Source organism: Pseudomonas pisciculturae (genome assembly GCF_015461805.1).
In the GTDB taxonomy this organism is placed as follows: Bacteria; Pseudomonadota; Gammaproteobacteria; order Pseudomonadales; family Pseudomonadaceae; genus Aquipseudomonas; species Aquipseudomonas pisciculturae.
In genome coordinates this window covers 1-26,311 of sequence record NZ_JACVZE010000008.1, presented here as the reverse complement: position 1 = coordinate 26,311, position 26,311 = coordinate 1, and the positions used below count along the sequence as shown (strand labels likewise).

Here is a 26,311-nt window from a genome sequence, read left to right as displayed (position 1 = left end):
CTTATGGTTGTATTTCCAACGAGTTGGACAATCAGTCGGCTTGTGCTGCTTCCGCCGGTTTGACTGCTTCTTCGTAAGAGACCGCTTTATCGGTCACCTTAGCCTTCTGCAGAACAGTATCCACAACTTGTTCTTCAAGCACAACCGAACGTACTTCGTTCAGCTGTTGGTCGTTCTTGTAGTACCAAGCCACGACCTGCTCAGGCTCCTGGTAGGCCGAAGCCATCTCCTGGATCATTTCGCGAACGCGGTCTTCGTCTGGCTTGAGGTCGAACTGCTTGACCACTTCAGCCACGATCAGGCCCAGCACAACGCGGCGCTTGGCTTGCTCTTCGAACAGCTCAGCCGGCAGTTGGTCAGGCTTGATGTTGCCACCAAACTGCTGAACCGCTTGAACGCGCAGGCGATCCACTTCGTTGGACAGCAGAGCCTTAGGCACTTCGATCGGGTTGGCAGCCAGCAGGCCGTCCATAACCTGGTTCTTGACCTTGGACTTGATGGCCTGACGCAGCTCGCGCTCCATGTTCTTGCGAACTTCGGTGCGGAAACCTTCGATACCGGTTTCCTTGATACCGAATTGAGCGAAGAATTCTTCGTTCAGCTCTGGCAGCTTAGGCTCGGAAACGCTGTTGACGGTCACGGTGAACTCGGCGGCTTTGCCAGCCAGGTCCAGGTTCTGGTAGTCAGCAGGGAAAGTCAGGTTCAGAACGCGCTCTTCGCCGGCTTTAGCGCCAACCAGACCGTCTTCAAAACCAGGGATCATGCGGTTGGAACCCAGCACCAGCTGAGTACCCTTGGCGGAGCCGCCAGCGAATACTTCGCCATCAACCTTGCCAACGAAATCGATGTTCAGCTGGTCTTCGTTCTGGGCAGCGCGGTCGGCCACTTCAAAACGAGTGTTCTGCTTGCGCAGGATTTCCAGCATGTTGTCCAGGTCCGAATCAGCCACTTCGGCGCTCAGACGCTCGATTTCGATACCTTCGAAACCGGCCACTTCAAATTCTGGGAACACTTCGAATACAGCAACGTACTCCAGGTCCTTGCCCGCTTCCAGGGACTTAGGCTCGATCGAAGGCGAGCCAGCCGGGTTCAGCTTATGCTCAACAACAGCTTCGTAGAAAGAAGCCTGAATCACGTCACCAACAGCTTCCTGGCGCGCATCAGCACCAAAACGGCGCTTGATTTCGCTCATCGGCACTTTGCCTGGACGGAAACCAGCGATCTTGGCTTTCTGGGCAGTCTGCTGCAGACGCTTGTTGACCGCAGTTTCGATACGCTCAGCCGGCACGGTGATGCTCAGGCGACGTTCGATAGCAGTAGTATTTTCAACAGAAACTTGCATGGATATTCCTCGTTGCACAGACGTTAGCCGGCCATTTCCGACCCCAATCAAGGGCATGCATTCTAGTGGGTCAAACTCAAGAAGTCACCCTACTGCAAATACGCCCGAAAACAGCCGGCAATTTATCGGTACGAAGGCACTGAAGTACCTCGCCCCGGTGACAAATACAGACAATCACGCCAGGGCTCTGCGCCGCCCCTTCTATATATAGAAGAAGTCGTCACCCATCTCCCTGACGGCCCACCCTTCAAAGGGAGCGAGCGGACAACGCAGTATCATCGAGACACATAAATACGATGAAACGCCCTGCCGTTGCAGCCCAGAACCTGCAGCCACTGAATATTCGAACCGCTAAAACCAAAAAAGGCGCCAGACTGTTAAATCTGGCGCCTTTCGAATATGGGGTGGACGAAGGGGATCGAACCCTCGACAACGGGAGTCACAATCCCGTGCTCTACCAACTGAGCTACGCCCACCATATTGCATTAACAAAGAACTCGAACATCTTCTTTGTTGAACCTCACCTCACCTTGCGGCAGGGTGACGCTTTGAAATTGGTGCGGATGAAGAGACTCGAACTCTTACGCCTCGCGGCGCTGGAACCTAAATCCAGTGTGTCTACCAATTCCACCACATCCGCGCTTGAAGCTCTTAAAGCAAAGGCGCCAGACGATTAATCTGGCGCCTTTTCAAAATATGGGGTGGACGAAGGGGATCGAACCCTCGACAACGGGAGTCACAATCCCGTGCTCTACCAACTGAGCTACGCCCACCATATAGCGCTACTTGTGCCAAAGCTGCCTAATGGCGCACCCGGCAGGACTCGAACCTGCGACCATCCGCTTAGAAGGCGGATGCTCTATCCAGCTGAGCTACGGGCGCCTGATTAATCTGTATTCTATTAGGACTACAAACTAAATGCTTCCAGCCTTACAGAATAACCATCTATTCTGCTTGACCTTCTTAACCAGTGCTAGGCTGTGCCCGACAAGTGCGACGAATAGTATAGAGGGCCTGGAAACCCGTCAAATCTTTTTTGAAAAAAATTCATTTTATTTAAGGGGTTAGGGCAATTTGCAGACCAAGCGCCTTTGCCCTCACGCCATGGCATGCGAGAATGCGCGCACTTTTCTTCCCCCTCTCGATGGTTAATCACGCGTAATGACTGCACAACTTATCGACGGCAAATCAATCGCCGCCAGCCTGCGCCAGCAGATCGCCAAACGAGTCACCGAGCGCAGCCAGCAAGGCCTGCGCACGCCTGGCCTCGCGGTGATCCTGGTCGGCAGCGATCCTGCCTCTCAGGTTTATGTCTCGCACAAGCGTAAAGACTGTGAAGAGGTCGGCTTTATTTCAAAGGCCTACGACCTGCCTGCCGAGACCTCCCAACAGGCGCTCACCGACCTGATCGACGGCCTCAACGACGACGCGGGTATCGACGGCATCCTGCTGCAACTGCCACTGCCGCAACACCTGGACGCCTCCAAACTGCTGGAGCGCATCCGCCCAGACAAGGACGTCGACGGTTTCCACCCTTATAACGTCGGCCGCCTGGCCCAGCGTATTCCGCTGCTGCGCCCGTGCACGCCGAAAGGCATCATGACCCTGCTGGAAAGCACCGGTATCGACCTGTACGGCCTCGATGCCGTGGTCGTCGGCGCCTCCAACATCGTCGGTCGCCCGATGGCCATGGAACTGCTGCTGGCCGGCTGCACCGTGACCGTCACCCACCGCTTCACCAAGGACCTCGCCGGCCACGTTGGCCGCGCCGACCTGGTAGTGGTTGCCGCCGGCAAGCCAGGCCTGGTCAAGGGTGAGTGGATCAAGGAGGGCGCCATCGTTATCGACGTCGGCATCAACCGTCAGGAAGACGGTAAGCTGGTGGGCGACGTGGTGTACGAAACCGCCCTGCCCCGCGCCGGCTGGATCACTCCAGTACCGGGTGGCGTCGGCCCGATGACCCGAGCGTGCTTGCTGGAAAACACGCTGTATGCGGCAGAAGCCCTGCACGACTAATAAACAGCCGTGCTAAAAAAGCCCTGCCGTTGCGCAGGGCTTTTTATTGCCTGTAATAAACATGGGCAGCCCAACACACGCTGGGCTAGTGGATCCTTCGGGCGAACTTAGTCCTTGGATGCAGCTACCGCAGCCTCATCAATAAACGAAGCAACTTCGAAAGGCTTAGTCGCCAGCGACGCATGGCTGGTCGCTAAAGTAATAAGGCCCTCAGGATCAAGCTTTGCCGCCATTAACCTCTGATTCTCGGGATGAATCATTCTGTCTTCACTGGACACTTGATACCAAGACGGTTTGTTCTTCCAGGCAGGTGCAGTGATCTTGTCGCCAAATGTACTGGCGAGCGGAGCCTTTTGAGTGACGGCCATCACCAACGCTTCACTGGCAGAGAGGTCCTGGCAAAAGCTCTCATGGAATTTATCCGCCTTTACCCACAGATATCCGTCGCTATCCGGCTCAAGGTTGGCGGCAGCTTGTGGCAGATTTCGCTGAGTGATCTCGCCCGGGCTCTCACCTGCATCAGGTGCAAATGCCGCGATGTAAACCAGCCCAATGACATTGGGCTGGTCACCCGCTTCAGTGATGACGGCGCCACCGTACGAATGCCCCACAAGCAAGACAGGCCCCTTTTGCTGAGCGATCATCTTACGCGTGCGCTCTGCATCTTCAGCGAGCGATGTCAAAGGCATCTCTACTGCATGAATGGACGTATAGCCTTTACGGTTTAACTCAACAATTACTTTGCTCCAGTGCGCTGCGCCGCCCCAAAACCCGTGGACCAGCAATATCGTAGGTTTATTGGTCATTGTTAGAACCCCACTCGTCAGTGAAAGAAATCCGCTAAGCGGAAATCCGTTGTTTAGAGCATCTCCCAGAGGAACCCTGAATCGTTTCATCTGCCAAACCAAGCGCAAACCCTCGGAGCCTTCTGGCCGAGCAATTATTGTGTCGACAGAAAGGGATTTACCATGATCGAAACGCCAGAAAACATGCTGAAACGCCGCAGTACGGGAAAGTTCGACGCCGACTTGAGGCACCCGGCTGCAGACGTTTTTTTTGATGTCTTCAGTAAGGCAGAAATGACCAGCGAGTTGCTTCCAACACACGTTTATTCAAAAACTGAAAAGCAGCGTTTTGACGGAGAAAAGGGGTGCTTTCATATCGTGCATCACGGGGCGTTCGCACTGCACTTTGAGGACGCCAACACGCCAACGCACCTTTGCACGGGCGACATCATTTTTATCCCCAGTGGCGTAAGCCATTGGATCCAGTATCAAACCACAGCGTCGACGCCCGGCGGCAGCATTACCTCCGGGCTTTACCGGTTTGATTGCATTGGCGGCAAGGCCCTGATGTCGGGCTTGCCGAAGGTTCTCCACGTGTCAAGCCAGCCATCCACCGAGCCTGACACGCTTGGCTCCAGGGAGTGGCTCAACCTGACGGTGCAGGCAATGCAAAAGGAGCAGGCGTTTCCGTCGATAGGGAGCAAGATCATGCTCTCCAGGATCATCGACCTGATGTTCATCTGGGCAATTCGTAACTGGCTTTCAACAGCACCGGATAGCTTTACCGGCTGGATTTCGGCATTGCGCGACCCTATCGTCGGTCACGCACTTGCATTGCTGCACGCCGAGCCAGGTGCAGATTGGACGGTGGAGAAGCTTGCGACCAGAATTGGTCAATCACGGTCAAATCTTGCGAATAAATTTAGCCGGCTGATCGGCGAATCCCCAATGCGATATCTCGTGCGCTGGAGAATGCAACTCGCCGTCAAACGCCTTAGATCCTCAAGCCAGCGTATCTCTACAATTGCCGAAGGTCTTGGCTATGACTCGGATGCAGCATTTAGCCGGGCGTTCCGCCGGGAACTCGGGTTGACTCCAACCGAGTATCGCCAGAAAGCAACGCAGTGATACTCAGCAACAAAATTTGTAACGCCCCCATACATCCCAGCCCCACACACCCGGTACAGCCCTAACCCATCATCGGCTTACAGCCTTTATTTAAAGGCTCTCTATCGCTTTCTGATCCATACTCCTAAAATGTAACGGCATTTGTCGCACAACCCGTTCCCCAACGGTATTTCCTTACTTTTTAGCGAGTTCATCCGCGTGAAAATTCGTCTTTCTATTGCCAGCCTATTTTTTGCTTTCACAGGCACCTTCGCGCACGCCGCCGAGACCACCCAAGCGCCGCGTGACACCTCCAAACTGCAAATCGCCTCCGGCAGCGCCATGCTGGTGGACTTGCAGACCAACAAGGTCATCTATTCCAGCAACCCCGACGTGGTGGTACCCATCGCCTCGGTGAGCAAGTTGATGACCGGCCTGATCGTGCTCGAAGCCAAGCAGAACATGGATGAGTACATCGATATCAACATCAAGGACACGCCAGAAATGAAAGGCGTGTTCTCCCGCGTGAAAATCGGCAGCGAAATGCCCCGCAAAGAAATGCTGCTGATCGCCCTGATGTCCTCGGAAAACCGTGCCGCCGCCAGCCTGGCCCACCACTACCCAGGCGGCTACCCAGCCTTTATCGCCGCGATGAACGCCAAGGCCAAGGCGCTGGGCATGACCAGCACGCACTATGTAGAGCCTACAGGCCTGTCAATTCACAACGTGTCCACGGCCCGCGACCTGAGCAAGCTGCTGGCCGCAGCGCGTCACTATCCAATGCTGAGCCAGTTGAGCACCACCAAGGAAAAGACCGTGTCGTTCCGCAAGCCCAACTACACCCTGGGCTTCTCCAACACCGACCACCTGATCAACCGCGCCAACTGGGATATCAAGCTGACCAAGACCGGCTTTACCAACCAGGCTGGCCACTGCCTGGTGCTGGTCACCAGCATGGGTAACCGCCCGGTGTCGTTGGTGATCCTGGATGCGTTTGGCAAGTTCACGCACTTTGCCGATGCCAGCCGGATTCGCAATTGGGTTGAGACCGGCAAGAGTGGGTCGGTGCCGGATGTAGCGTTGCGCTACAAGGCCGATAAAAACCTGAAGAATCGCCCGAACGCGGCAGAAGTGCGTCGCTAAGCCACAACCTCAATTCCAATATGAAATGCTCAAATGTGGGAGGGGCGGTGCGACGATTCGACTTGCCCCCGATGACAGTGGGTCAGTTGATAACTATGTGACTGAAACACCGCTATCGGGGGCAAGTCGAATCGTCGCACCGCCCCTCCCACATTGACCTACACATGATGGATTATTTGCGTTCTGCCAGCACCTTTAGGGCCTGCGCCGCCGCCCGCTCCTGCCCGGCCTGAGCCGTCGCATTCGCCGCATCCCGCCAGCGCTGCGCATCCACATTGGCCGGTAACTGGCTCGGCCGCTGGGTGAGAATTGCCCAGTTCCCGGCGCTCTTCCACTTTGATTCAAAGTCGCTGAAGCTCATCAACAAACGTCGGTCCATGCCCGACCGCAGCAGCACTGTGCTTTTCTGTTGATTGAACCCCACTACCACGACATAGCGCGCATCCGACCATACCCCGCCGCCAATCCGCGCCATCACCGGGTAACCCGCAGCCACCTGCGCCAGCACCGCCGTCAGCTTGGCGTCCAACGGGTACACCATCAGCCCGTATTCACGCGCCAGCACCTGCATGTTGCGCTCCAGGTGCGCTTCGCCGCCGGGCAAATGCAAGGGCTTATCCAGCAAGCCCGGTGTCATGACAATGCCTTGTTGCGACAGCATGCTGGCTAAAGCCGTAGGGCCGCTCTGATAGGCCTCACCACGAAAAGTCGGCACACCGTTGAGCTCGACACGCTCCGGCAAGCCCGGCAGCTTTGAAGGCGCAGAGGAACAGGCTGCGAGGCCCAGGGCACAAGCAAGCAACAAGGACGTTGAAAGGTTCGACCGTAACCGCAATTTTTTACTCTCTTGATCAACTGCCGGTAAGGCCGATGATCATAGGACGCTCTGCCACGCGGGTATAGCCTCAAGCGCCAGTAAAACACCCGGCATAGAGCAAAGAAGTTGGACAGACACGACCATTGGTCAATAGCAGGCAACCGCCAGGTAGCTAGACTGTCCATTGAGAAGACTGTGTGTGCCCCGTACGGGGCGAAAGGAGGCCAGAATGAGCCTTGCTACAACGATTTTAATGTTGATCTGCGGTTGGCTGGCCGTTGCCGGCGCTATGTTGTGGGGGGTGTTGCGCATTACGCGCCGGCACCATCACCCCCACGTTAAACCCGCGAAGCCCCACAAGGCGGCGGTGCATCACGCCTAGCCGGGCATGCAACTGAAGTCCTGCGTTGCTGCGACTTCCTTGCCATGGCCATCCTTCAGGGATGCGCGCACGGTGGTGCCCAAGCTTGATTCCGTCAGGGTGTAGTGCTCACCCGCCTTGAAATCCTGGTACTCGACCCGGCCCTGGCAATCCCGCTGGTTGTCGTCACCGGGTTCCTCTTCGAATAACGTCACGTCCAGGCGATGATCCCCTGGGGTCACCTCAAAAAAACGCCCGTCATCCACACGCTTGCCGTCCACGCGCTCGGCCATCAGGTCATTCGGCGCGTCTTCTTTCAAACCAATCCAGGCTTCGCTCGGGTCCGCTTTCGGGATCGGGCCGGCGCACGCCGATAATAACAGCACGGCACCGAGGGCGGGAATCAACAACAGAGGGTTAAGTGACTTAGGTTTAAGTGACATGGCAGGGCTCCAAGGGAAGACGATGTGTCCAATGGGTTACAAGCTTGGAGAGCTGGCCTGCGTAGAACAAATGAATACAGATGAAACGATCTTAAGCCCCAACCTAAATGTTCCTTCACCTGGCTGAAAGGTGCGTGTTAGGTGGGTCGGGCAAGACTGCCGGGGTTTGCAATCCTGCTTTCTCCGGAGACTCACGCATGCTCGGGCTGGTAAAGACCGCACTGCAAAAGCCATACACCTTTATCGTGTTGGCCATATTCATCTGCATCATCGGGCCGATGGCGGCCCTGCGAACTCCCACCGACGTGTTTCCCGATATTGGCATCCCTGTGGTCGCCGTGGTGTGGCAGTACAACGGCCTGTCGCCAGACGCCATGGCCGGTCGGGTGATCTATACCTATGAACGCTCCCTGAGTACCACCGTCAACGACATCGAACATATCGAATCGCAATCGCTGCCCGGCATGGGCATCGTCAAGATCTTCTTCCAGCCCGGCGTAGATATCCGTACCGCCAACGCCCAAGTCACGGCGGTGTCACAAACCGTGCTCAAGCAGATGCCACCGGGCATCACGCCGCCGCTGATCCTCAACTACAGCGCCTCCACGGTGCCGATCCTGCAAATGGCGTTCTCCAGCCCCAGCCTCTCGGAGGCGAAGATCCGCGACCTGGTGCAGAACAATATCCGCCTGCCCCTGAGCGCCCTGCCCGGCCTGGCCATGCCCACCCCCATGGGCGGCAAGCAACGCCAGATCACCCTCGACCTCGACCCGCAGGCGCTGGCCGCCAAAGGCCTGTCGGCGCAGGACGTGGGCAACGCCCTGGCCTTGCAGAACCAGATCATTCCGGTGGGCACCGCCAAACTCGGCCCCAACGAATACACGATCTTGCTCAACAACAGCCCCAAGGCGATCGACGAGCTTAACGACTTGCCGATCAAGACCGTGGATGGCGCGCTGATCACCATCGGCCAAGTGGCTCACGTACGGGACGGCTCGCCGCCGCAGACCAACATCGTACGCGTCGACGGCCACCGCGCCGTGCTGATGCCGGCGTTGAAAAACGGCAGCATCTCCACCCTGTCGATCATCGACGGCATCCGCCAGATGCTGCCGCGCATCAACGAAACCCTGCCGCCGTCGCTGAAGACTTCGCTGCTGGGTGATGCCTCGGTGTTCGTCAAGCAATCGGTGGGCAGCGTGGCCCAGGAAGGCATCATTGCCGCACTGCTGACCAGCGCGATGATCCTGCTGTTTCTCGGCAGCTGGCGTTCGACGCTGATCATCGCCGCCTCGATTCCCCTGGCAGTCTTGTCGGCCATCGCGCTGCTGGCGGTGAGCGGGCAAACCCTCAACGTGATGACGTTGGGCGGGCTGGCGTTGGCCGTGGGTATCCTGGTGGATGACGCCACGGTGACCATCGAAAACATCAACTGGCACCTGGAACAAGGCAAGTCGGTGAAAACCGCGATCCTCGACGGCGCCGCGCAGATCGTCGGCCCCGCGTTCGTCTCGCTGCTGTGTATCTGCATCGTGTTCGTGCCGATGTTCCTGCTGCAAGGCATCGCCGGTTATCTGTTCCGGCCCATGGCCCTGGCGGTGATCTTTGCCATGGCCAGTTCGTTCATCCTCTCGCGCACCCTGGTGCCAACCCTGGCGATGTTCCTGCTCAAGCCCCACACACCGGAGCAAGGCGAAGGGCATCACCCGGAAGATCAATTCATCAACCACCACGAGGGCGAGCAGCACAAACCTCCGCGAAATGCGCTGCTGCAAGCGGTGCTGAATTTCCAGCAGGGTTTCGAGCGCCACTTCTCGAATATCCGCGACACCTACCATGGCCTGTTGATGTTGGCGCTGGGCAACCGCAAGCGCTTTATCGTCGGCTTCCTGGCCTGTGTACTCGCCTCGTTCCTGCTGCTGCCAAGCCTGGGCCAGGACTTCTTCCCGGCCACCGACGCAGGCGCCCTGGCCCTGCATGTGCGCCTGCCGCTGGGCACGCGCATTGAAGAAAGCGCCGCCGCCTTCGACCGTATCGAAGCGCGAATCCGCGAAGTGATCCCTGCCGAAGAACTGGACACCATCGTCGACAACATCGGCATCCCGCTGAGCGGCATCGACATGGCCTACAGCAGCAGCGGCACCATCGGCCCGCAGGACGGCGACATCCAGGTCAGCCTGAAAAAGGACCACGCCCCCACCGCCGACTACGTGAAAAAACTGCGTGAAGCCCTGCCGCAAAGCTTCCCCGGCAGTCACTTCGCATTCCTGCCAGCCGACATCAGCAGCCAGATCCTCAACTTCGGCGCCCCGGCTCCGCTGGACGTGAAAATCTCCGGGCGCAACGATGCACAAAACCGTGCCTACGCGGTAGAGCTTGAGCGCCGCCTGCAACACGTACCCGGTATCGCCGACCTGCGCATCCAGCAGTCCACCGGCTACCCGTCGCTGCAAGTGAATGTGGACCGCCTGCGTGCCAACGGCTTGGGCATCACCGAGCGCGACGTCACCAACAGCATGGTCGCCTCCCTGGCCGGCACCTCGCAGACCGCGCCGACCTTCTGGCTCAACCCGGCCAATGGCGTGTCGTACTCCATCGTCGCGGCCACGCCGCAATACCGCCTCGACAGCCTGCCGTCACTGGAAGCGCTACCGGTGACCGGTGCCAACGGCCAGTCGCAAATCCTCGGCGGCGTGGCGAGCATTTCTCGCGTGCAAAGCCCGGCGGTGGTGACCCACTACAACATCGAGCCGACCCTGGACCTCTACGCCAACGTACAGGGCCGCGACCTCGGCGGCGTAGCACGGGATGTGCAAAAGGTGCTGGATAACACCGCGTCAATGCGCCCCAAAGGCGCGACCATCAGCCTGCATGGGCAGATCGATGCACTGCACGAAGCCTTCAGCGGCCTGAGCCTGGGCCTGCTGGGCGCGGTGGTGCTGATTTACCTGCTGATCGTAGTCAATTTCCAATCCTGGGCCGACCCGTTCGTGATCATCACCGCATTGCCGGCGGCACTCGCAGGGATCGTCTGGATGCTGTTCCTCAGCGGCACCTCGCTGTCGGTGCCGGCACTGACCGGGGCCATCTTGTGCATGGGCGTGGCCACCGCCAACTCGATCCTGGTGGTGAGCTTCTGCCGCGAACGCCTGGCCGAGCATGGTGATGCGCTCAAGGCCGCGATGGAGGCCGGCTACACGCGCTTCCGCCCGGTGTGCATGACCGCCCTGGCGATGATCATCGGCATGTTGCCGCTGGCCCTTTCCGAAGAACAAAACGCCCCCCTCGGCCGGGCGGTGATTGGTGGCTTGATCTTCGCCACCGTCGCCACCCTGTTGTTTGTACCCGTGGTTTTCAGCCTGGTCCACGGGCGTCACCCTACTCGCGCTGTTGCAGGAGAAACCCCACATGTCGTCTGATCACCAACCCTCGCGCAAGCGTCTGATGCTCATGGGTGTCGGCGGCCTGACACTGGCCGCCCTGCTGGTCGCCAACGGCCTGCACGCCCGTACATTGCACGAGCAATCGGTTACTGCGTGGACGGAAACCGCCGCCATCGCGCAAGTGATGGTGTTCCAACCGCAACAAAACGCCGCCGGCGACACCCTGCGCTTGCCCGCACACCTGGAAGCCTGGAGCAAGGCGCCGATCCATGCACGGGTCAGCGGCTACTTGAAAGACTGGAAAGCCGATATCGGCACCCAGGTCAAAGCCGGGCAGATCCTTGCCGAAATCGACAGCCCGGATTTGGACCAACAACTAGCCCAAACCCACGCCCGCCTGATTCAGGAACAGGCCAACGCACGCCTGGCCGCAACCACGGCCACGCGCTGGCAAAACCTGTTGGCCAGCCACTCGGTATCACGTCAGGAGGCCGATGAAAAAACCTCCAACGCCGCGGCCGCCAAGGCCAACGCCGAAGCCGCCGCAGCCGACTACGCAAGGCTGTCGGCACTGGAAAGCTACAAGACCCTGCGCGCACCGTTCGCCGGTACCATCACCGCGCGCAACACCGATATCGGCCAGTTGATCAAAGCCGATACCGACAGCGACCCGGAGTTGTTCAATATCGCCGACACTCACCAACTGCGCCTGTACGTGCCGGTGCCGCAGAACTACGCGGCCGTCATCCACCCAGGCCTTGAAGCCGAGCTGACCGTGCCCGAGCATCCCGGTGAACACTTCAAGGCGCGCCTGATTGGCGACTCCACCGCCATTGATCGCCGCTCCGGCACCTTGCTCGCGCAGTTCGTGGCCGACAATCCCAAGGGCGAATTGCTGCCGGGTGACTACGCCGAAGCGACACTGCCGATTCCAGCAGACACCCACGGCGTTAGCATTCCCGCCAGCGCCCTGATCTTCCGTGCCCAAGGCACCCAAGTCGCTGTGTTGGACGCGCAGAATCATGTGCATCTGCAAACCATCCACATCGGCCTGGACCTCGGCGAACGCCTGGTCATCGACCAAGGCCTGAAACCCGCCGACCGCGTCGTCGACAACCCACCCGACGCCCTGCGCGAAGGCGACCCGGTGCAACTGGCAGCGGCCTCCGGAGGTGCGCATGCACCCAAGGCTTAAGCCCCTCACCGCCTTGATGCTGCTGGCATTACAGGGCTGCTCAATGGCGCCGACCTACAAGGTGCCCTCGGTTGATTTGCCAGCGGGCTATCGCGAACAAACCAGCGACGGCCCGTGGCACAGCGCGCAACCGTCCGACCCATTGGCGCCTCAATGGTGGACGCTCTACAACGATTCGCGCCTGAGCGGCCTGCAACAGCAACTGCTCAAGGCCAACCCGGATTTGGCCGCCGCGCTGGCGCACTTTGACGCGTCCCAGGCGTATGCCAGCCAATTGCATGCCGGGCTGTTCCCGCAGATCACTGCCAGTGCGCAGCCGTTGCGACAACGCCAGTCGGACTCACGACCGCTGCGGGGCGATACCCAGCCGTCGGTCTACAACAGCAACACCGCTGGTTTTTCCCTGAGTTACGACCTGGACCTCTGGGGCAAAATCCGCAACCAGGTGGCGGCCGGCGATGCCCAGGCGCAAGCGTCCGCCGACGATCTAGCGGTGGCGCGCCTGAGCCTGCAACACCAGTTGGCGACCTTGTATGTGCAGCTCAATGGGCTCGACGCCCAGGCACGGATTCTCAACAGTTCGCTGGAGGATTTCAGCCAGGCGCTACAACTCACGCGCAGTCGCTACGAAGGCCAGATCGCTTCGGAGCTGGACCTGACCCGCGCGCAAAACCAACTCGCGCAAGCCAAGGCGCAGCTGGATGAAGTACGCGGCCAACGCAACCTCACCGAGCATGCCATCGGCGAACTGGTGGGCGTGGCGGCGAGTGATTTTTCATTGCCGCCGAGCCAGCAACTAATCACCTTGCCAGGCATTCCTTCGCAACTGCCCAGCCACCTGTTGCAACGCCGCCCGGATATCGCTGCGGCAGAACGCCGGGTGTTCGCCGCCAACGCCAATATCGGCGTGGCCAAGGCCGCGTGGTACCCGGACTTCAGCCTGACCGGGCTGATAGGCGGGCAGACCCAGGGCGTTGGCAATTTGCTCTCGGCGGGTAATCGCTATTGGGCGCTGGGGCCGCTGGTCAACCTGCCGATCTTCGATGGCGGCCGCCTGAGCGCCAATGAACGCCAGGCAAAAGCCGAATTCGAAGAAGCCTCGGCGCAGTACCGTAGTCATGTGCTCAAAGCCATCCGCGAAGTTGAAGACAACCTGGGGCAACTGAGGGATTTGCAGCAGGAAGCGCAGGATGAACAAGCAGCGGCGGATGCAGCGCAGCACACCCAAACGCTGGCGATGAACAGCTACCAGGCCGGGGCGGTGAGTTATCTGGATGTGGTGACTGCACAGACGGCGGCGTTGCAGGCACAGAGAACGTTGCAGGCGGTGCAGACGCGACAACTGCAAGCCAGCGTCGGCTTGATCACAGCCCTTGGCGGCGGCTGGCAAAGGCGTGCCGGTTAAAACTGCTGCGACTGACGCACCGCATCGGGAGCAAGCCCCCTCCCACATGGGTTCTGCGCAAGACACAGATTGTATAAACACCGCAGATCCAATGTGGGAGGGGGCTTGCTCCCGATAGCGCCTGCCCAGACACATCCTGCCAACAGCCTGCCCATCAACTTCTTGCACACCCATCTAGCCTCTCAACACACACCTTGAGAGGGCCAGGGAATGGCAGATCTACCGGCGTCAAACCGCCTGCGTATCGGGCGTTTCAGCGAGCCCAACCGCATCTATCTCATCACCACCAACACCCACGAACACACGCCCATTTTTAGCAACTTTTATCTCGGTCGGCTGGTGGTTTGGCAGTTTCGCCTGGTTCAGTACCAAGGGCTGGCGAATTCGCTGGCGTGGGTGATCATGCCTGACCACTTTCATTGGATTATCGAGTTGAAAAAGGGATCGCTGGCGGATCTGATGTGTCAGGTGAAATCTAAAAGCACACGGACCGTCAACGGGGCAAGCGGGCGCAAAGGGCGGCTTTGGCAGGAGAGTTTTCATGATCGAGCACTGCGCAAGGAAGATGATTTGGTGAAGATGGCCAGGTATGTGGTGGCCAACCCGCTACGGGCAGGTTTGGTCGAGCGAATTGGCGACTACCCACTATGGGATGCCATCTGGATCTAACTGCCAACACAGTTCAAATGTGGGAGGGGGCTTGCTCCCGATAGCGACGTGTCAGCTGATACATATGTAGCTGACACACCGCCATCGGGAGCAAGCCCCCTCCCACAGTTTTGAACTGCATTTCAGGCGGCGAGTTTGCCGCTGGCGATAGCGGCTGAGGCGGCGACCATTGCCCTCAACAAAACCGCGCAGCCGGCGGCCAAATCATCCGGCGCAGCATTCTCGATTTCGTTATGGCTGATGCCCCCTTCGCACGGCACAAAGATCATCCCCGCCGGGCCCAGTTCAGCGACGAAGATCGCGTCGTGCCCGGCCCCGCTGACGATGTCCATGTTCGACAGGCCCAAGCCATTGGCTGCGTCGCGCACGGCGTCCACGCAGCCTTTGTCGAAGTACAGCGGTGGGAAGTCCGCAGTGGGTTCCATTTCGAAACTCAAGCCGTGTTTGGCGCAGGTGTCTTCGATCACGTTACGTACCTGGGCGATCATCGAGTCCAGCCGTGCCGGTTCCAGGTGACGAAAATCCAGGGTCATGCGCACTTCGCCGGGGATGACGTTGCGCGACCCCGGATAAGCCTGCAAACAACCCACCGTGCCGCAAGCATGCGGCTGATGCCCCAACGCTGCCGCATTCACCGCTGCAACCACAGCCGCCGCGCCGACCAAGGCGTCCTTGCGCAGGTGCATCGGTGTTGGCCCGGCATGGGCTTCGACGCCGCGCAGTTTCAGGTCGAACCACTTCTGGCCCAATGCGCCTAACACTACGCCGATGGTTTTTTTCTCATCCTCCAGAATCGGGCCTTGTTCAATATGGGCCTCGAAATACGCGCCGACCTTGTGACCGCTTTCCGGACGAGTACCCGCATAGCCGATGGCGTTCAGCGCGTCGCCTACAGAAATGCCATCCGCGTCAACCTTGGCCAAGGTATCCGCTAGGCTGAATTTCTTGGCAAATACCCCTGAGCCCATCATGCACGGCGGAAAACGCGAGCCTTCCTCGTTGGTCCATACCACCACTTCCAGCGGCGCTTCGGTCTCGATCTTTAGGTCGTTAAGCGTACGTAGAACCTCCACTCCGGCCAGCACGCCAAAACAACCGTCGAACTTGCCGCCGGTGGGCTGGGTGTCGATATGGCTGCCGGTCATCACCGGCGGCAGGTTGGGGTTGCGGCCGGGGCGGCGGGCGAAGATGTTACCTATACCGTCGACGGTCACGGTGCAGCCGGCGTCTTCGCACCACTGCACAAACAGATCGCGGGCCTTGCGGTCGAGGTCGGTGAGGGCCAGGCGACACACGCCGCCCTTGGGCGTGGCGCCAAGTTGGGCCAGGTCCATCAGGGACTGCCACAAGCGGTCGCGGTTGATGTGCTGATGGGTGGATTGCAGAACGTCGAGCGCAGCGTTCATGGGGATCTCCTCAAGCTGAATTTCTTATGGTTTGACTCGGGTCAAATGTGGGAGGGGGCTTGCTCCCGATTGCAGTGGTTCAGTTGATAACTCTGTAGCTGATACACCGCTATCGGGAGCAAGCCCCCTCCCACACTGGTCCGCATTCACAACTGGGATTTGGCGGGCACCGGGCTGGCCCCGCGCTTGGCATTCAGGCCGTAATACAGCAGCCCACCCAACGCCGAACCGGTAAACCAGCCATAGCTGTAGAACCAGCTGAATGCGTCACTGCCCAACGACAAAAGCGTCAGCACCACCGGCACGCCAAACGCGATAAAACCGCTCCAGTTCCACGCCGGGTACACGTCATCGCGGTACAAACCGGCCAGGTCGAGTTGCTGTTTGCGGGTGATGAAGTAGTCCACCACCATGATCCCGGCGATAGGCCCGAGCAGGCTTGAGTAACCGAGCAACCAGTTGGAGTAGACCGTCTCCAGGCTCACGTCGGAGACGATCAACCCCAGTTTCTTCAGCAGCTCATGCCCCATCAACGCCAACCCCACCAGCCCCGTGAGGATGACGGCGGTCGTGCGGTTGATCAGCTTGGGGGCAATGTTCTGAAAGTCATTGGTGGGCGAAACGATGTTCGCCGCGGTATTGGTGGACAACGTGGCGACGATAATCAGCGCCATGGCCACCGCGACCCACACCGGGCTCTGGATATGCCCAATCAACGTCACCGGGTCGGACACACTCACACCCACCAGTTTCACCGATGCGGCGGTCATGATCACGCCCAGGGAGGCGAACAGGAACATGGTCAGGGGCAAGCCGAAAATCTGCCCCAGTATCTGGTCCTTCTGGCTCTTGGCGTAACGGCTGAAGTCCGGAATATTCAGCGACAAGGTCGCCCAGAACCCCACCATCGCGGTCAGGCCGGCCATGAAGTAACCGGTGAGGCTCGCGCCTTCGGGGCGCTTGGGCGGGATCGCCATCAACTCGCTGATGGACACATTCGGCATCGCCCATACCAGCAGGCCAATCCCCACGGCCACCAGCAGCGGCGCCGACAGGGTTTCCAACAGCTTGATCGACTCGGCGCCGCGCAACACCACCCACAGGTTCAGCACCCAGAAAATCATGAAACCGATGACTTCACCGGTGCCACCGAGGGACTTCCACCCTTCGAAAATCGACCCCAAAAACAGGTGGATCGCCAGCCCGCCAAACATCGTCTGAATACCAAACCAGCCGCACGCCACCAGCGCCCGAATCAGGCACGGCACGTTAGAACCCAGAATGCCGAACGATGAACGCAACAACACCGGAAACGGAATGCCGTACTTGGTGCCAGGAAACGCATTGAGGGTCAGCGGGATCAACACCACGATATTGGCCAGCAAGATCGCCATCAGCGCCTCGCCCACCGACAAGCCGAAGTACGCAGTGAGCACCCCGCCCAGCGTGTAAGTGGGCACACAGATCGACATGCCCACCCACAGCGCGGTGATATGCCACTTGTTCCAGGTTCGTTCGTGCACCTTGGTCGGTGCCATGTCGTGGTTGTAGCGCGGGCTGTCGAGGACGTCGGGGCCGGCGTCGAGTTCGTACAGGCCGTTGCGTTCAATGACTTGCGATCTGTTCTGTTGCATGGCCGCTCCACGGTTTTTTCGAATTATTGTTGCTCATCCAACGCTTTACGCTGGATGGCCGGAGTACCTCGTAAACAACATGACATCACGGGCCCGGCCAGCCGCCACTGCACTCAATAACCGTGCCGACCGACCATCTTCAACCCGCACCGCTTATATAACTTGCTGATGTTTATCAGCTTTCCGATTGATCCATCGGTACTTCTCACGCGGCTCAGGCTAAACCAAGTGAAAGTTTCCCGAACTGTCAGGACTCAATCTGGTGCAACACAATTATTTTTATTTCCCGGCCCCGTCAAGGGGCATGTCTCAAGCGTCTGATTTGCAATAAGAAATGTTGCTCAATTTGAGAACCTGTCAAGTGCGTCAAAATGGTGAGCGCTCGCTACATTTTGGTTATTTTTGATTTTTATCGTTATAACTCAATACTTTAAACACGATATAAGCTTATAAAAAATCTTCTTGCCCAATCGAAAAACTCGGGCTAGTTTCTATTCCTGTCACCGATGACAGGAATTAACTTCTCCATCGGCACGCAGCATTACAACACTTAGAACTGGCACAAGCCGGTCAAGCCTGTGAGGAACTCGACATGTCGCTGTTGATCCGTGGCGCCACCGTTATTACCCATGATGAAAGTTACCGCGCCGATGTTTTATGCGCAGGCGGTCTAATTCGCGCCATTGGTACGAATCTGGATATTCCCGCCGGCACTGAAATACTCGATGGCAGCGGTCAATATTTGATGCCCGGCGGCATCGACCCCCATACCCATATGCAACTGCCCTTCATGGGCACCGTGGCCAGTGAAGACTTTTTCAGTGGCACGGCGGCGGGTTTGGCAGGGGGCACCACGTCGATCATCGATTTTGTGATCCCCAACCCGCAGCAATCCTTGCTGGAAGCCTTTCACCAGTGGCGCGGCTGGGCAGAAAAATCCGCATCCGATTACGGTTTTCACGTGGCGATCACCTGGTGGAGCGAGCAGGTGCGCGAAGAAATGGCCGAGCTGGTCAACCATCACGGCATCAACAGCTTCAAGCATTTCATGGCCTACAAGAATGCGATCATGGCGGCGGATGACACCCTGGTCGCCAGCTTCGAGCGCTGCCTGGAGCTGGGCGCAGTGCCCACCGTGCATGCCGAAAATGGCGAGCTGGTGTACCACCTGCAACGCAAGCTGATGGCCCAGGGCATCACCGGGCCGGAAGCGCATCCGTTGTCGCGGCCTTCTCAGGTAGAAGGTGAAGCCGCCAGCCGCGCGATCCGTATCGCCGAAACCATTGGCACGCCGCTGTACCTGGTACACGTTTCGACCAAGGAAGCCCTCGACGAAATCACCTACGCCCGCAGCAAGGGCCAACCGGTCTATGGCGAAGTCCTCGCCGGCCATTTGCTACTGGACGACAGCGTCTACAGACACCCCGACTGGCAAACCGCCGCCGGCTACGTGATGAGCCCGCCGTTCCGCCCACGCGGGCATCAGGAAGCCCTCTGGCACGGCCTGCAATCGGGCAACCTGCACACCACCGCCACTGACCATTGCTGCTTCTGCGCCGAGCAAAAAGCGGCTGGCCGGGACGATTTCAGCAAGATCCCCAATGGCACCGCCGGTATCGAAGACCGCATGGCGCTGTTGTGGGATGAAGGCGTCAACACCGGGCGCCTGTCGATGCAAGAGTTTGTCGCCCTGACCTCCACCAACACCGCGAAGATCTTCAATCTCTACCCACGCAAGGGCGCGATCCGCGTCGGCGCCGATGCTGATCTGGTGCTGTGGGACCCCGAGGGCACGCGGACCATTTCCGCCAAGACCCACCATCAAAAAGTCGACTTCAACATCTTCGAAGGCAAGACCGTACGCGGCGTGCCGAGCCACACCATCAGCCAGGGCAAGTTGGTCTGGGCAGACGGCGACCTGCGCGCCGAGCGGGGTGCCGGGCGGTATGTGGAGCGGCCGACGTATCCGCCGGTGTTTGAGCAGTTGAGCAAGCGGGCAGCGCACTCCAAGCCAGTGGCTGTGAACCGCTGAAGCCGCCTTCGGGAGCAAGCCCCCTCCCACATTTCGATTTGTGAACACATTCAAAATGTGGGAGCGGGCTTGCTCGCGAAGAGGCCAGTACAAACAACACAAAAACCAATGCCCATCAGAGGCAGCACCTCAATAACCGTGAGGCCAAACCCGTGATCCAGACCCTGACCCACCTCCCCCATCCCCTAGAGGATGGCCCTACCCTCGCCAGCCACTTCACCGACCTGGCGCCCCCCCTCAACGCCCGCCAGGCCCAACTGGAAGCCTCGCGCTGCCTGTATTGCTACGACGCGCCATGCGTGAACGCATGCCCCAGCGAGATCGATATCCCATCGTTCATCCGCAACATTCACACCGAAAACGTGCAAGGCGCTGCGCAAAAAATCCTCTCGGCCAACATCCTCGGTGGCAGCTGCGCCAGAGTGTGCCCCACCGAAATCCTGTGCCAGCAAGCCTGCGTGCGTAACAACGCCGAAGAATGCGCCCCGGTGCTGATCGGCTTGCTGCAACGCTATGCGGTAGACAACGCGCATTTCACTGAACACCCCTTCCACCGTGCCGCCTCCACTGGCAAGCGCATTGCCGTGGTCGGCGCCGGGCCCGCCGGTTTGGCCTGCGCCCATCGAAGTGCCTTGCACGGCCATGACGTGGTGATTTTCGAAGCCCGAGAAAAAGCCGGCGGCCTCAACGAATACGGGATCGCCAAGTACAAGCTGGTGGATGATTTCGCCCAGAAAGAGCTGGATTTTCTCCTGCAAATCGGTGGCATCGAGATACGCCACGGCCAACGCCTGGGCGACAACCTCAGCCTGAGCGAGCTGCACCAACAATTCGACTCGGTGTTCCTGGGCCTCGGCCTCGCCGCCAGCAAACAACTCGGCCTGCCCCATGAGGACGCCCCCGGCCTGCTCGCCGCCACCGAGTACATTCGCGAACTGCGCCAGGCCGATGACCTGACCCAACTGCCGCTGGCCGACCGCTGCATCGTGCTCGGCGCCGGTAATACTGCCATCGACATGGCCGTGCAGATGGCCCGACTCGGCGCTCGTGATGTGAACCTCGTGTACCGTCGCGGCCTGGCCGATATGGGCGCCACTCATCACGAGCAAGACATTGCCAAAGCCAATCAGGTGCGCCTGCTGACCTGGGCCCAGCCCGAAGAAGTACTGCTCGACGAAAAAGGCCACGTACGCGGCATGCGCTTCCTGCGTACCCACATGGAAAACGGCCGCCTGCACCCCACCGGCGAGACCTTTGAACTGGCCGCCGATGCGATCTTCAAGGCCATCGGCCAAGGGTTTGACAGCGAGGCGTTGCACGATCCTCTCGCTCAACAACTGCACCGCGTCGGCGAGCGCATCTTCGTCGATGAACAGCTGCGCACAAGTATTCCCGGGGTGTATGCCGGCGGCGATTGCGTCAGCCTCGGCCAAGACCTCACCGTGCAAGCCGTGCAACACGGCAAGTTGGCTGCCGAAGCCATGCACGCCCAACTCATGCTGAATGTGGAGGCTGCGTAATGGCCGATCTCTCGATTGTGTTCGCCGGTATCAAAGCCCCTAACCCCTTCTGGCTGGCCTCTGCGCCGCCCACCGACAAGGCCTACAACGTAGTGCGCGCCTTCGAAGCAGGCTGGGGCGGCGTGGTGTGGAAAACCCTCGGTGAAGACCCGGCGGCGGTCAACGTGTCATCCCGCTACTCGGCCCACTACGGCGCCAACCGTGAAGTACTGGGCATCAATAATATCGAGCTGATCACCGACCGTTCCCTGGAGATCAACCTGCGGGAAATCACCCAGGTGAAAAAAGACTGGCCCGACCGCGCGCTGATCGTGTCGCTGATGGTGCCGTGTGTGGAGGAGTCCTGGAAAAACATCCTGCCGCTGGTGGAAGCCACCGGTTGCGATGGCATCGAACTGAACTTCGGCTGCCCCCACGGCATGCCCGAGCGCGGCATGGGTGCAGCGGTGGGCCAGGTGCCGGAGTATGTCGAACAGGTGACGCGCTGGTGCAAGACCTATTGCTCGCTGCCGGTGATCGTCAAGCTCACGCCGAACATCACCGACATTCGCGTGGCGGCGCGGGCGGCCTATCGCGGCGGCGCGGATGCCGTGTCGCTGATCAACACCATCAACTCCATCACCAGCGTCGACCTGGAGCGCATGGTCGCCCTGCCGATGGTGGGTACTCAAAGCACCCACGGCGGTTATTGCGGCTCAGCGGTCAAGCCGATCGCGCTGAACATGGTCGCCGAAATTGCCCGCGACCCGCAAACCCAGGGCCTGCCGATCTGCGGCATTGGCGGCATCGGCAACTGGCGCGATGCAGCCGAATTCGTTGCGCTGGGCTGCGGCGCGGTGCAGGTGTGCACGGCGGCGATGCTGCATGGGTTTCGGATTGTGGAAGAGATGAAGGACGGGCTGTCGCGCTGGATGGACAGCCAGGGCTACACCAGCCTGCAGGAATTTTCCGGGCGGGCGGTGGGCAATACCACGGACTGGAAGTACCTGGACATCAACTATCAGGTGATCGCGAAGATCGACCAAGAGGCCTGTATTGGCTGTGGGCGTTGCCACATTGCCTGTGAGGACACCTCGCACCAAGCGATTGCGAGCTTGAAACAGGCAGATGGCACGCACAAATACGAGGTGATCGATGATGAATGTGTGGGCTGCAACCTGTGCCAGATCACCTGCCCGGTGGCGGACTGTATCGAGATGGTGCCGATGGATACCGGCAAGCCGTTTTTGAATTGGACGCAGGATCCGCGTAATCCTTATCGGGAAGCGGTGTAGGCCTTCAGACCGCTATCGCAGGCAAGCCAGCTCCCACATTTGACCGTGTTCACAAACCCAAATGTGGGAGGGGGCTTGCCCCCGATGAGGCTATCAGCCTCACCACACACCTCAAGGCTCCAGTCCAATCCCGCGCAAAATCACCCCCGTCACCGTCTGAATCGCCCGCTCAAACTGCATATCCGACAACGGCTGGTGATCATTCAAAATCTTCACCTGATGATCAAAGTCAGCATAGTGCTGCGTCGACGCCCAAATCATATACAGCAGGCTCGACGGTTCTACCGCCAGGATGCGTTTGTCTTCCACCCATTGGCGAATTTTCGCTTCCTTCATCTTGGCCCAGTCGTACAGGCTTTCATCCAGCGCTTCGCCCAGGGTAGGCGCACCGTGGATGATTTCATTGGCCCAGACTTTCGAACCATAGGGCCGCGTGCGCGAGCGCTGCATCTTGGCGCGGATGTAGCTGCTGAGCACCACGCGTGGGTCATCGAAGGTCTCAAAACTCAGGGCGTCCTGTTTCCACAATTCCAGCAGGTCGAACAGCACAGCGCTGTACAGTTCGCTCTTGGTGGTGAAGTAGTAATGCAGGTTGGAGCGCGGCAGTTGCGCTTCTTCGGCGATATCGGCCATGGCGGTGCTGCCATAGCCTTTCTCGGCGAAGATTTTCTCCGCCGCCAGTAGGATTTTTTCGACGTTGACCCGGCGAATTCCGATCTTGTGATTGCCCATAAGGGCTCCCTGACAACAACTAGGGTTAGAGACTACCACCGGCTCTAGATCGCGGCGACAGGCCATACTAAAACTTCGTACACTGCCCGCTTCTGCCCCCATTGATTGGTATTGAACAATGTTGATCAAAAAGACCCTGACCACCGTCACCCTGCTCGCCTCCCTATTAGGCGCTTCGGCGGCTTTCGCCCACGCCCACTTGAAAACCGCAACGCCCGCCGCCGACAGCACCGTCGCCGCGCCTGCGGATCTGCGCCTGACCTTCAGCGAAGGCGTAGAAGCCACCTTTACCAAAGTGTCCCTGAGCAAGGACGGCACCGAAGTCGCCATCCAAGGCCTGCAAACCCCAGACGCCGACAAGAAAACCCTGGTGGTCACGCCTGCCGCACCACTGGCCACCGGCACCTACAAGGTGGTGTGGAACGCGGTGTCGGTCGACACCCACAAGAGCAACGGTGAATACAGCTTCAAGGTCGGCCAATAACCCATGGCGACCCTGCTGGTGCTGTGCCGTTTTGTGCATTTCATCGTTGTGTTGCTGATGTTCGGGGCCTGCTTGTTCAGGCCCTGGCTGCTGGGCGTTGAAGCACAGCCAAGACTGGACCGGCAGTTGTTGCGCATCACTCGCGCACTGGCCTGGATCGGGCTCGTATCGGGCGTGACCTGGCTGCTGTTGATCACCGCCAGCATGGCCGGCAGTTGGGATGCGGCGCTGCAACCGGCCACCGTGCAGTTGGTACTGGGCAAGACGTTTTTTGGCCAGGTGTGGGTGTGGCATCTGCTGCTCAACCTGTTACTGGTGATCGTGCTGGCCAGGCCCTGGCCGGCACTGCGACTGCCCGTGCTCGCCCTGCTGCTGGCAACCCTGGCCCCGGTTGGCCATGGCGCCATGCTCGATGGGCTCAGCGGGCAACTGCTGATTCTCAATCAGGTGGTGCATCTGGCCTGCGTGGGCGCGTGGCTTGGCGGGTTGTTGTTACTGGTGTTGATCCTGCGTCAACCGCAAGGCCATGCGCTGGAGCCGACCCTTCGACGGTTCAGCGGTGTGGGGTATGGCTTGGTGGCCGGGCTGCTGGTCACTGGCTTGATCAACGTGCGCGTGCTGACCGGGCAGTTGTGGCCCACCCCGCTGTTCAGCGGGTTTGCGTTGATTCTGTTGATCAAGGTGATGCTGGTGCTCGGGATGTTGGCACTGGCGCTGTTGAACCGGTTGCGGATCGAGCGTTGTGACGAGCGTGTAGGCAGTTTGAAGGCCAGTGTGATGCTGGAGTGGCTGTTGGGGATTGCGGCAGTGGCGGCGGTTTCTCTACTAGGAACCCTGCCACCGATGGTCATGGCCAACTGACGTCCCCTCTTTGAAATGCAATCAACTGTGGGAGCTGGCTTGCCTGCGATGCAGACGATGCGGTCTGCCAGAAACACCGCGCCGATGCTATCGCAGGCAAGCCAGCTCCCACTTTGACCGTGCCCCGCTTTAGATCATCGCCAGCAAAGTCATCGTATAACTTCTGCTTGACACTTCACCAAAACCTCGCAAATATCACCTCCAATGTTGTACGACAACGTATGACAAATAATAAAAACAACAAAAGAAAGGGAGCTTCACTGTGAGTCAATTCGCCCGCAATTCCTGCGCACGTCTGGGTTTTATCAGTTTTGGCAGCCTCGCCTTCACCCTCCCCCTCAGCGCCCAGGCCGATGGCTTTGTCGAAGACGCCAAAGCCACCCTCAACCTGCGCAACGCCTACTTCAACCGCAATTTCACCAACGACACCAACCCTCAGGCCAAGGCCGAAGAGTGGACGCAAAACTTCATCCTCGATGCCAAGTCAGGCTTCACCCAAGGTACCGTTGGCTTCGGCATTGATGTGCTGGGCCTGTATTCGCAAAAACTCGACGGTGGCAAAGGCACTGCCGGTACTCAACTGTTGCCCGTGCACGATGACGGCCGCCCCGCCGATAACTTCGGCCGCCTGGGCGTGGCGCTGAAAACCAAGCTGTCGAAGACCGAACTGAAGGTCGGCGAATGGATGCCGGTGCTGCCAATCCTGCGCTCCGACGATGGCCGCTCCCTGCCCCAGACCTTTCGTGGCGGCCAGGTGACGTCGAATGAAATCGCCGGCCTGAACCTCTACGGCGGCCAGTTTCGCGGCAACAGCCCGCGCAACGACGCGAGCATGGAAGACATGTTCATGAACGGCAAAGCCGCCTTCACCTCCGACCGTTTCAACTTCGGTGGCGGCGAATACACCTTCAACGACAAACGCACCCAGGTTGGCGTGTGGTACGCCGAGCTGACCGATATCTACCAGCAGCAGTATTTCAACCTCACCCACAGCCAGCCCGTGGGCGACTGGACCCTGGGCGCCAACCTCGGCTTCTTCACCGGCAAGGAAGACGGCAGCGCCCTGGCCGGCGACCTCGATAACAAGACCGCGTTTGCCCTGCTCTCGGCCAAATACAACGGCAACACCTTCTATGTCGGCTTGCAGAAACTCACCGGCGACAGCGCTTGGATGAAGGTTAATGGCACCAGCGGCGGCACACTGGCCAACGACAGCTACAACGCCAGCTACGACAACGCCAAGGAAAAATCCTGGCAGGTGCGCCATGACTTCAACTTCGTGGTGCTGGGCATTCCGGGGCTGACCATGATGAACCGCTATATCAGCGGCAGTAACGTGCACACCGGCGCGATTACCGACGGCAAGGAATGGGGCCGGGAGTCGGAGTTGGCGTATACGGTGCAGAGTGGTGCGTTGAAGAACCTGAACGTGCGCTGGCGCAATGCGACCATGCGTCGGGATTTCAGTAATAACGAGTTTGATGAGAATCGGGTCTTTATCAGTTACCCGATTTCGTTGCTCTGACAGTAAGCGCTGATCTACAGACCACCGCAAACCCAATGTGGGAGGGGGCTTGATCTGGCCTAATGATTTTGGACACTTTAATCGGGCGCTATGATGGCGCCTAAATTTGAGGTGTTTTGAATATGCGCAAATCTTATTCCAGTGAATTCAAACTCAAGGCAGCCAGTATGGTGCTCG

Annotated in this window: 20 protein-coding genes and 4 tRNA genes; 13 read left to right on the top strand and 11 right to left on the bottom strand. The window is 59.1% G+C overall.

Annotated features, from left to right (window positions below):
- Positions 1-31: 31 nt before the first annotated feature.
- The 5 genes from tig to ICY20_RS20985 all read right to left on the bottom strand — a co-directional run bounded on the left by tig (position 32) and on the right by ICY20_RS20985 (position 2,224).
- Positions 32-1,342, bottom strand: coding sequence for a trigger factor (tig, locus tag ICY20_RS21005; protein ID WP_038848420.1), 1,311 nt, complete (start codon positions 1,340-1,342; stop codon positions 32-34).
- Between the two features lie 400 nt (positions 1,343-1,742).
- A tRNA-His gene (locus ICY20_RS21000) sits at positions 1,743-1,818 on the bottom strand.
- A gap of 79 nt (positions 1,819-1,897) precedes the next feature.
- Positions 1,898-1,982: transfer RNA gene (locus ICY20_RS20995), tRNA-Leu, on the bottom strand.
- A 57-nt stretch (positions 1,983-2,039) separates the two neighbouring features.
- A tRNA-His gene (locus tag ICY20_RS20990) sits at positions 2,040-2,115 on the bottom strand.
- A 32-nt stretch (positions 2,116-2,147) separates the two neighbouring features.
- Positions 2,148-2,224 (bottom strand) — tRNA-Arg (locus ICY20_RS20985).
- Between the two features lie 279 nt (positions 2,225-2,503).
- On the opposite strand from ICY20_RS20985, the gene folD reads away from it, so the two are divergent.
- The gene (gene folD / locus ICY20_RS20980) at positions 2,504-3,358 is read left to right on the top strand and encodes a bifunctional methylenetetrahydrofolate dehydrogenase/methenyltetrahydrofolate cyclohydrolase FolD (protein WP_159960999.1); all 855 of its coding nucleotides are present in this window, start codon (positions 2,504-2,506) and stop codon (positions 3,356-3,358) included.
- Positions 3,359-3,465: 107 nt separating this feature from the next.
- Here the strand turns inward: folD and ICY20_RS20975 are convergent, their stop codons facing one another.
- Entirely contained in the window at positions 3,466-4,164 is a 699-nt protein-coding gene (locus tag ICY20_RS20975; RefSeq protein WP_159961001.1) for an alpha/beta hydrolase, read from the bottom strand.
- Positions 4,165-4,326: 162 nt separating this feature from the next.
- Between ICY20_RS20975 and ICY20_RS20970 the strand changes: the two genes are divergently transcribed.
- Positions 4,327-5,271 carry an AraC family transcriptional regulator gene (locus tag ICY20_RS20970; protein WP_194938500.1) on the top strand — a complete coding sequence of 315 codons (945 nt, stop codon included), beginning with the start codon at positions 4,327-4,329 and terminating at the stop codon, positions 5,269-5,271.
- A gap of 198 nt (positions 5,272-5,469) precedes the next feature.
- Entirely contained in the window at positions 5,470-6,393 is a 924-nt protein-coding gene (gene pbpG, locus ICY20_RS20965) for a D-alanyl-D-alanine endopeptidase (protein WP_159961005.1), read from the top strand.
- Between the two features lie 172 nt (positions 6,394-6,565).
- On the opposite strand, the gene ICY20_RS20960 is transcribed toward pbpG, so the two are convergent.
- Both ICY20_RS20960 and ICY20_RS20955 read right to left on the bottom strand, forming a co-directional pair.
- Positions 6,566-7,228, bottom strand: coding sequence for a peptidase C39 family protein (locus ICY20_RS20960; protein WP_159961007.1), 663 nt, complete (start codon positions 7,226-7,228; stop codon positions 6,566-6,568).
- Between the two features lie 360 nt (positions 7,229-7,588).
- On the bottom strand, positions 7,589-8,014 hold the full coding sequence (locus ICY20_RS20955) for a PA0061/PA0062 family lipoprotein (protein ID WP_194938499.1): 426 nt from the start codon (positions 8,012-8,014) through the stop codon (positions 7,589-7,591).
- Between the two features lie 197 nt (positions 8,015-8,211).
- Here ICY20_RS20955 and ICY20_RS20950 point away from each other — a divergent pair, with 197 nt between their 5' ends.
- From ICY20_RS20950 to ICY20_RS20935, 4 genes are all read left to right on the top strand, one after another.
- Complete coding sequence (locus tag ICY20_RS20950; RefSeq protein WP_194938498.1) at positions 8,212-11,433, top strand: efflux RND transporter permease subunit; 3,222 nt, start codon at positions 8,212-8,214, stop codon at positions 11,431-11,433.
- Entirely contained in the window at positions 11,423-12,592 is a 1,170-nt protein-coding gene (locus ICY20_RS20945; protein WP_194938497.1) for an efflux RND transporter periplasmic adaptor subunit, read from the top strand. The genes ICY20_RS20950 and ICY20_RS20945 overlap by 11 nt, the downstream gene beginning before the upstream one ends.
- On the top strand, positions 12,576-13,997 hold the full coding sequence (locus ICY20_RS20940; RefSeq protein WP_194938496.1) for an efflux transporter outer membrane subunit: 1,422 nt from the start codon (positions 12,576-12,578) through the stop codon (positions 13,995-13,997). Before ICY20_RS20945 ends, ICY20_RS20940 begins: the two co-directional genes overlap by 17 nt.
- A gap of 210 nt (positions 13,998-14,207) precedes the next feature.
- Positions 14,208-14,666 carry an REP-associated tyrosine transposase gene (locus tag ICY20_RS20935; protein WP_194938495.1) on the top strand — a complete coding sequence of 153 codons (459 nt, stop codon included), beginning with the start codon at positions 14,208-14,210 and terminating at the stop codon, positions 14,664-14,666.
- 122 nt (positions 14,667-14,788) lie between these two features.
- Here the strand turns inward: ICY20_RS20935 and ICY20_RS20930 are convergent, their stop codons facing one another.
- Both ICY20_RS20930 and ICY20_RS20925 read right to left on the bottom strand, forming a co-directional pair.
- On the bottom strand, positions 14,789-16,072 hold the full coding sequence (locus ICY20_RS20930; RefSeq protein WP_159961019.1) for a Zn-dependent hydrolase: 1,284 nt from the start codon (positions 16,070-16,072) through the stop codon (positions 14,789-14,791).
- 146 nt (positions 16,073-16,218) lie between these two features.
- Positions 16,219-17,706 carry an NCS1 family nucleobase:cation symporter-1 gene (locus ICY20_RS20925; RefSeq protein ID WP_194938494.1) on the bottom strand — a complete coding sequence of 496 codons (1,488 nt, stop codon included), beginning with the start codon at positions 17,704-17,706 and terminating at the stop codon, positions 16,219-16,221.
- Positions 17,707-18,298: 592 nt separating this feature from the next.
- Between ICY20_RS20925 and hydA the strand changes: the two genes are divergently transcribed.
- From hydA to preA, 3 genes are all read left to right on the top strand, one after another.
- Entirely contained in the window at positions 18,299-19,738 is a 1,440-nt protein-coding gene (gene hydA, locus ICY20_RS20920; RefSeq protein WP_194938493.1) for a dihydropyrimidinase, read from the top strand.
- Positions 19,739-19,890: 152 nt separating this feature from the next.
- Positions 19,891-21,258, top strand: a complete 1,368-nt coding sequence (locus tag ICY20_RS20915; protein ID WP_194938492.1) for an NAD(P)-dependent oxidoreductase — start codon at positions 19,891-19,893, stop codon at positions 21,256-21,258.
- The gene (preA, locus tag ICY20_RS20910; RefSeq protein ID WP_159963352.1) at positions 21,258-22,532 is read left to right on the top strand and encodes an NAD-dependent dihydropyrimidine dehydrogenase subunit PreA; all 1,275 of its coding nucleotides are present in this window, start codon (positions 21,258-21,260) and stop codon (positions 22,530-22,532) included. Before ICY20_RS20915 ends, preA begins: the two co-directional genes overlap by 1 nt.
- A gap of 111 nt (positions 22,533-22,643) precedes the next feature.
- Here the strand turns inward: preA and ICY20_RS20905 are convergent, their stop codons facing one another.
- Positions 22,644-23,264 (bottom strand): TetR/AcrR family transcriptional regulator, encoded by a 621-nt coding sequence (locus tag ICY20_RS20905; RefSeq protein WP_159963353.1) that lies wholly within the window; start codon positions 23,262-23,264, stop codon positions 22,644-22,646.
- 118 nt (positions 23,265-23,382) lie between these two features.
- Between ICY20_RS20905 and copC the strand changes: the two genes are divergently transcribed.
- The 3 genes from copC (at position 23,383) to ICY20_RS20890 (ending at position 26,134) form a co-directional block, all read left to right on the top strand.
- Positions 23,383-23,748, top strand: coding sequence for a copper homeostasis periplasmic binding protein CopC (copC, locus tag ICY20_RS20900; RefSeq protein ID WP_159963354.1), 366 nt, complete (start codon positions 23,383-23,385; stop codon positions 23,746-23,748).
- A 3-nt stretch (positions 23,749-23,751) separates the two neighbouring features.
- On the top strand, positions 23,752-24,609 hold the full coding sequence (gene copD, locus ICY20_RS20895; RefSeq protein ID WP_194938491.1) for a copper homeostasis membrane protein CopD: 858 nt from the start codon (positions 23,752-23,754) through the stop codon (positions 24,607-24,609).
- A gap of 262 nt (positions 24,610-24,871) precedes the next feature.
- On the top strand, positions 24,872-26,134 hold the full coding sequence (locus ICY20_RS20890) for an OprD family porin (RefSeq protein WP_194938490.1): 1,263 nt from the start codon (positions 24,872-24,874) through the stop codon (positions 26,132-26,134).
- Positions 26,135-26,311 lie beyond the last annotated feature (177 nt).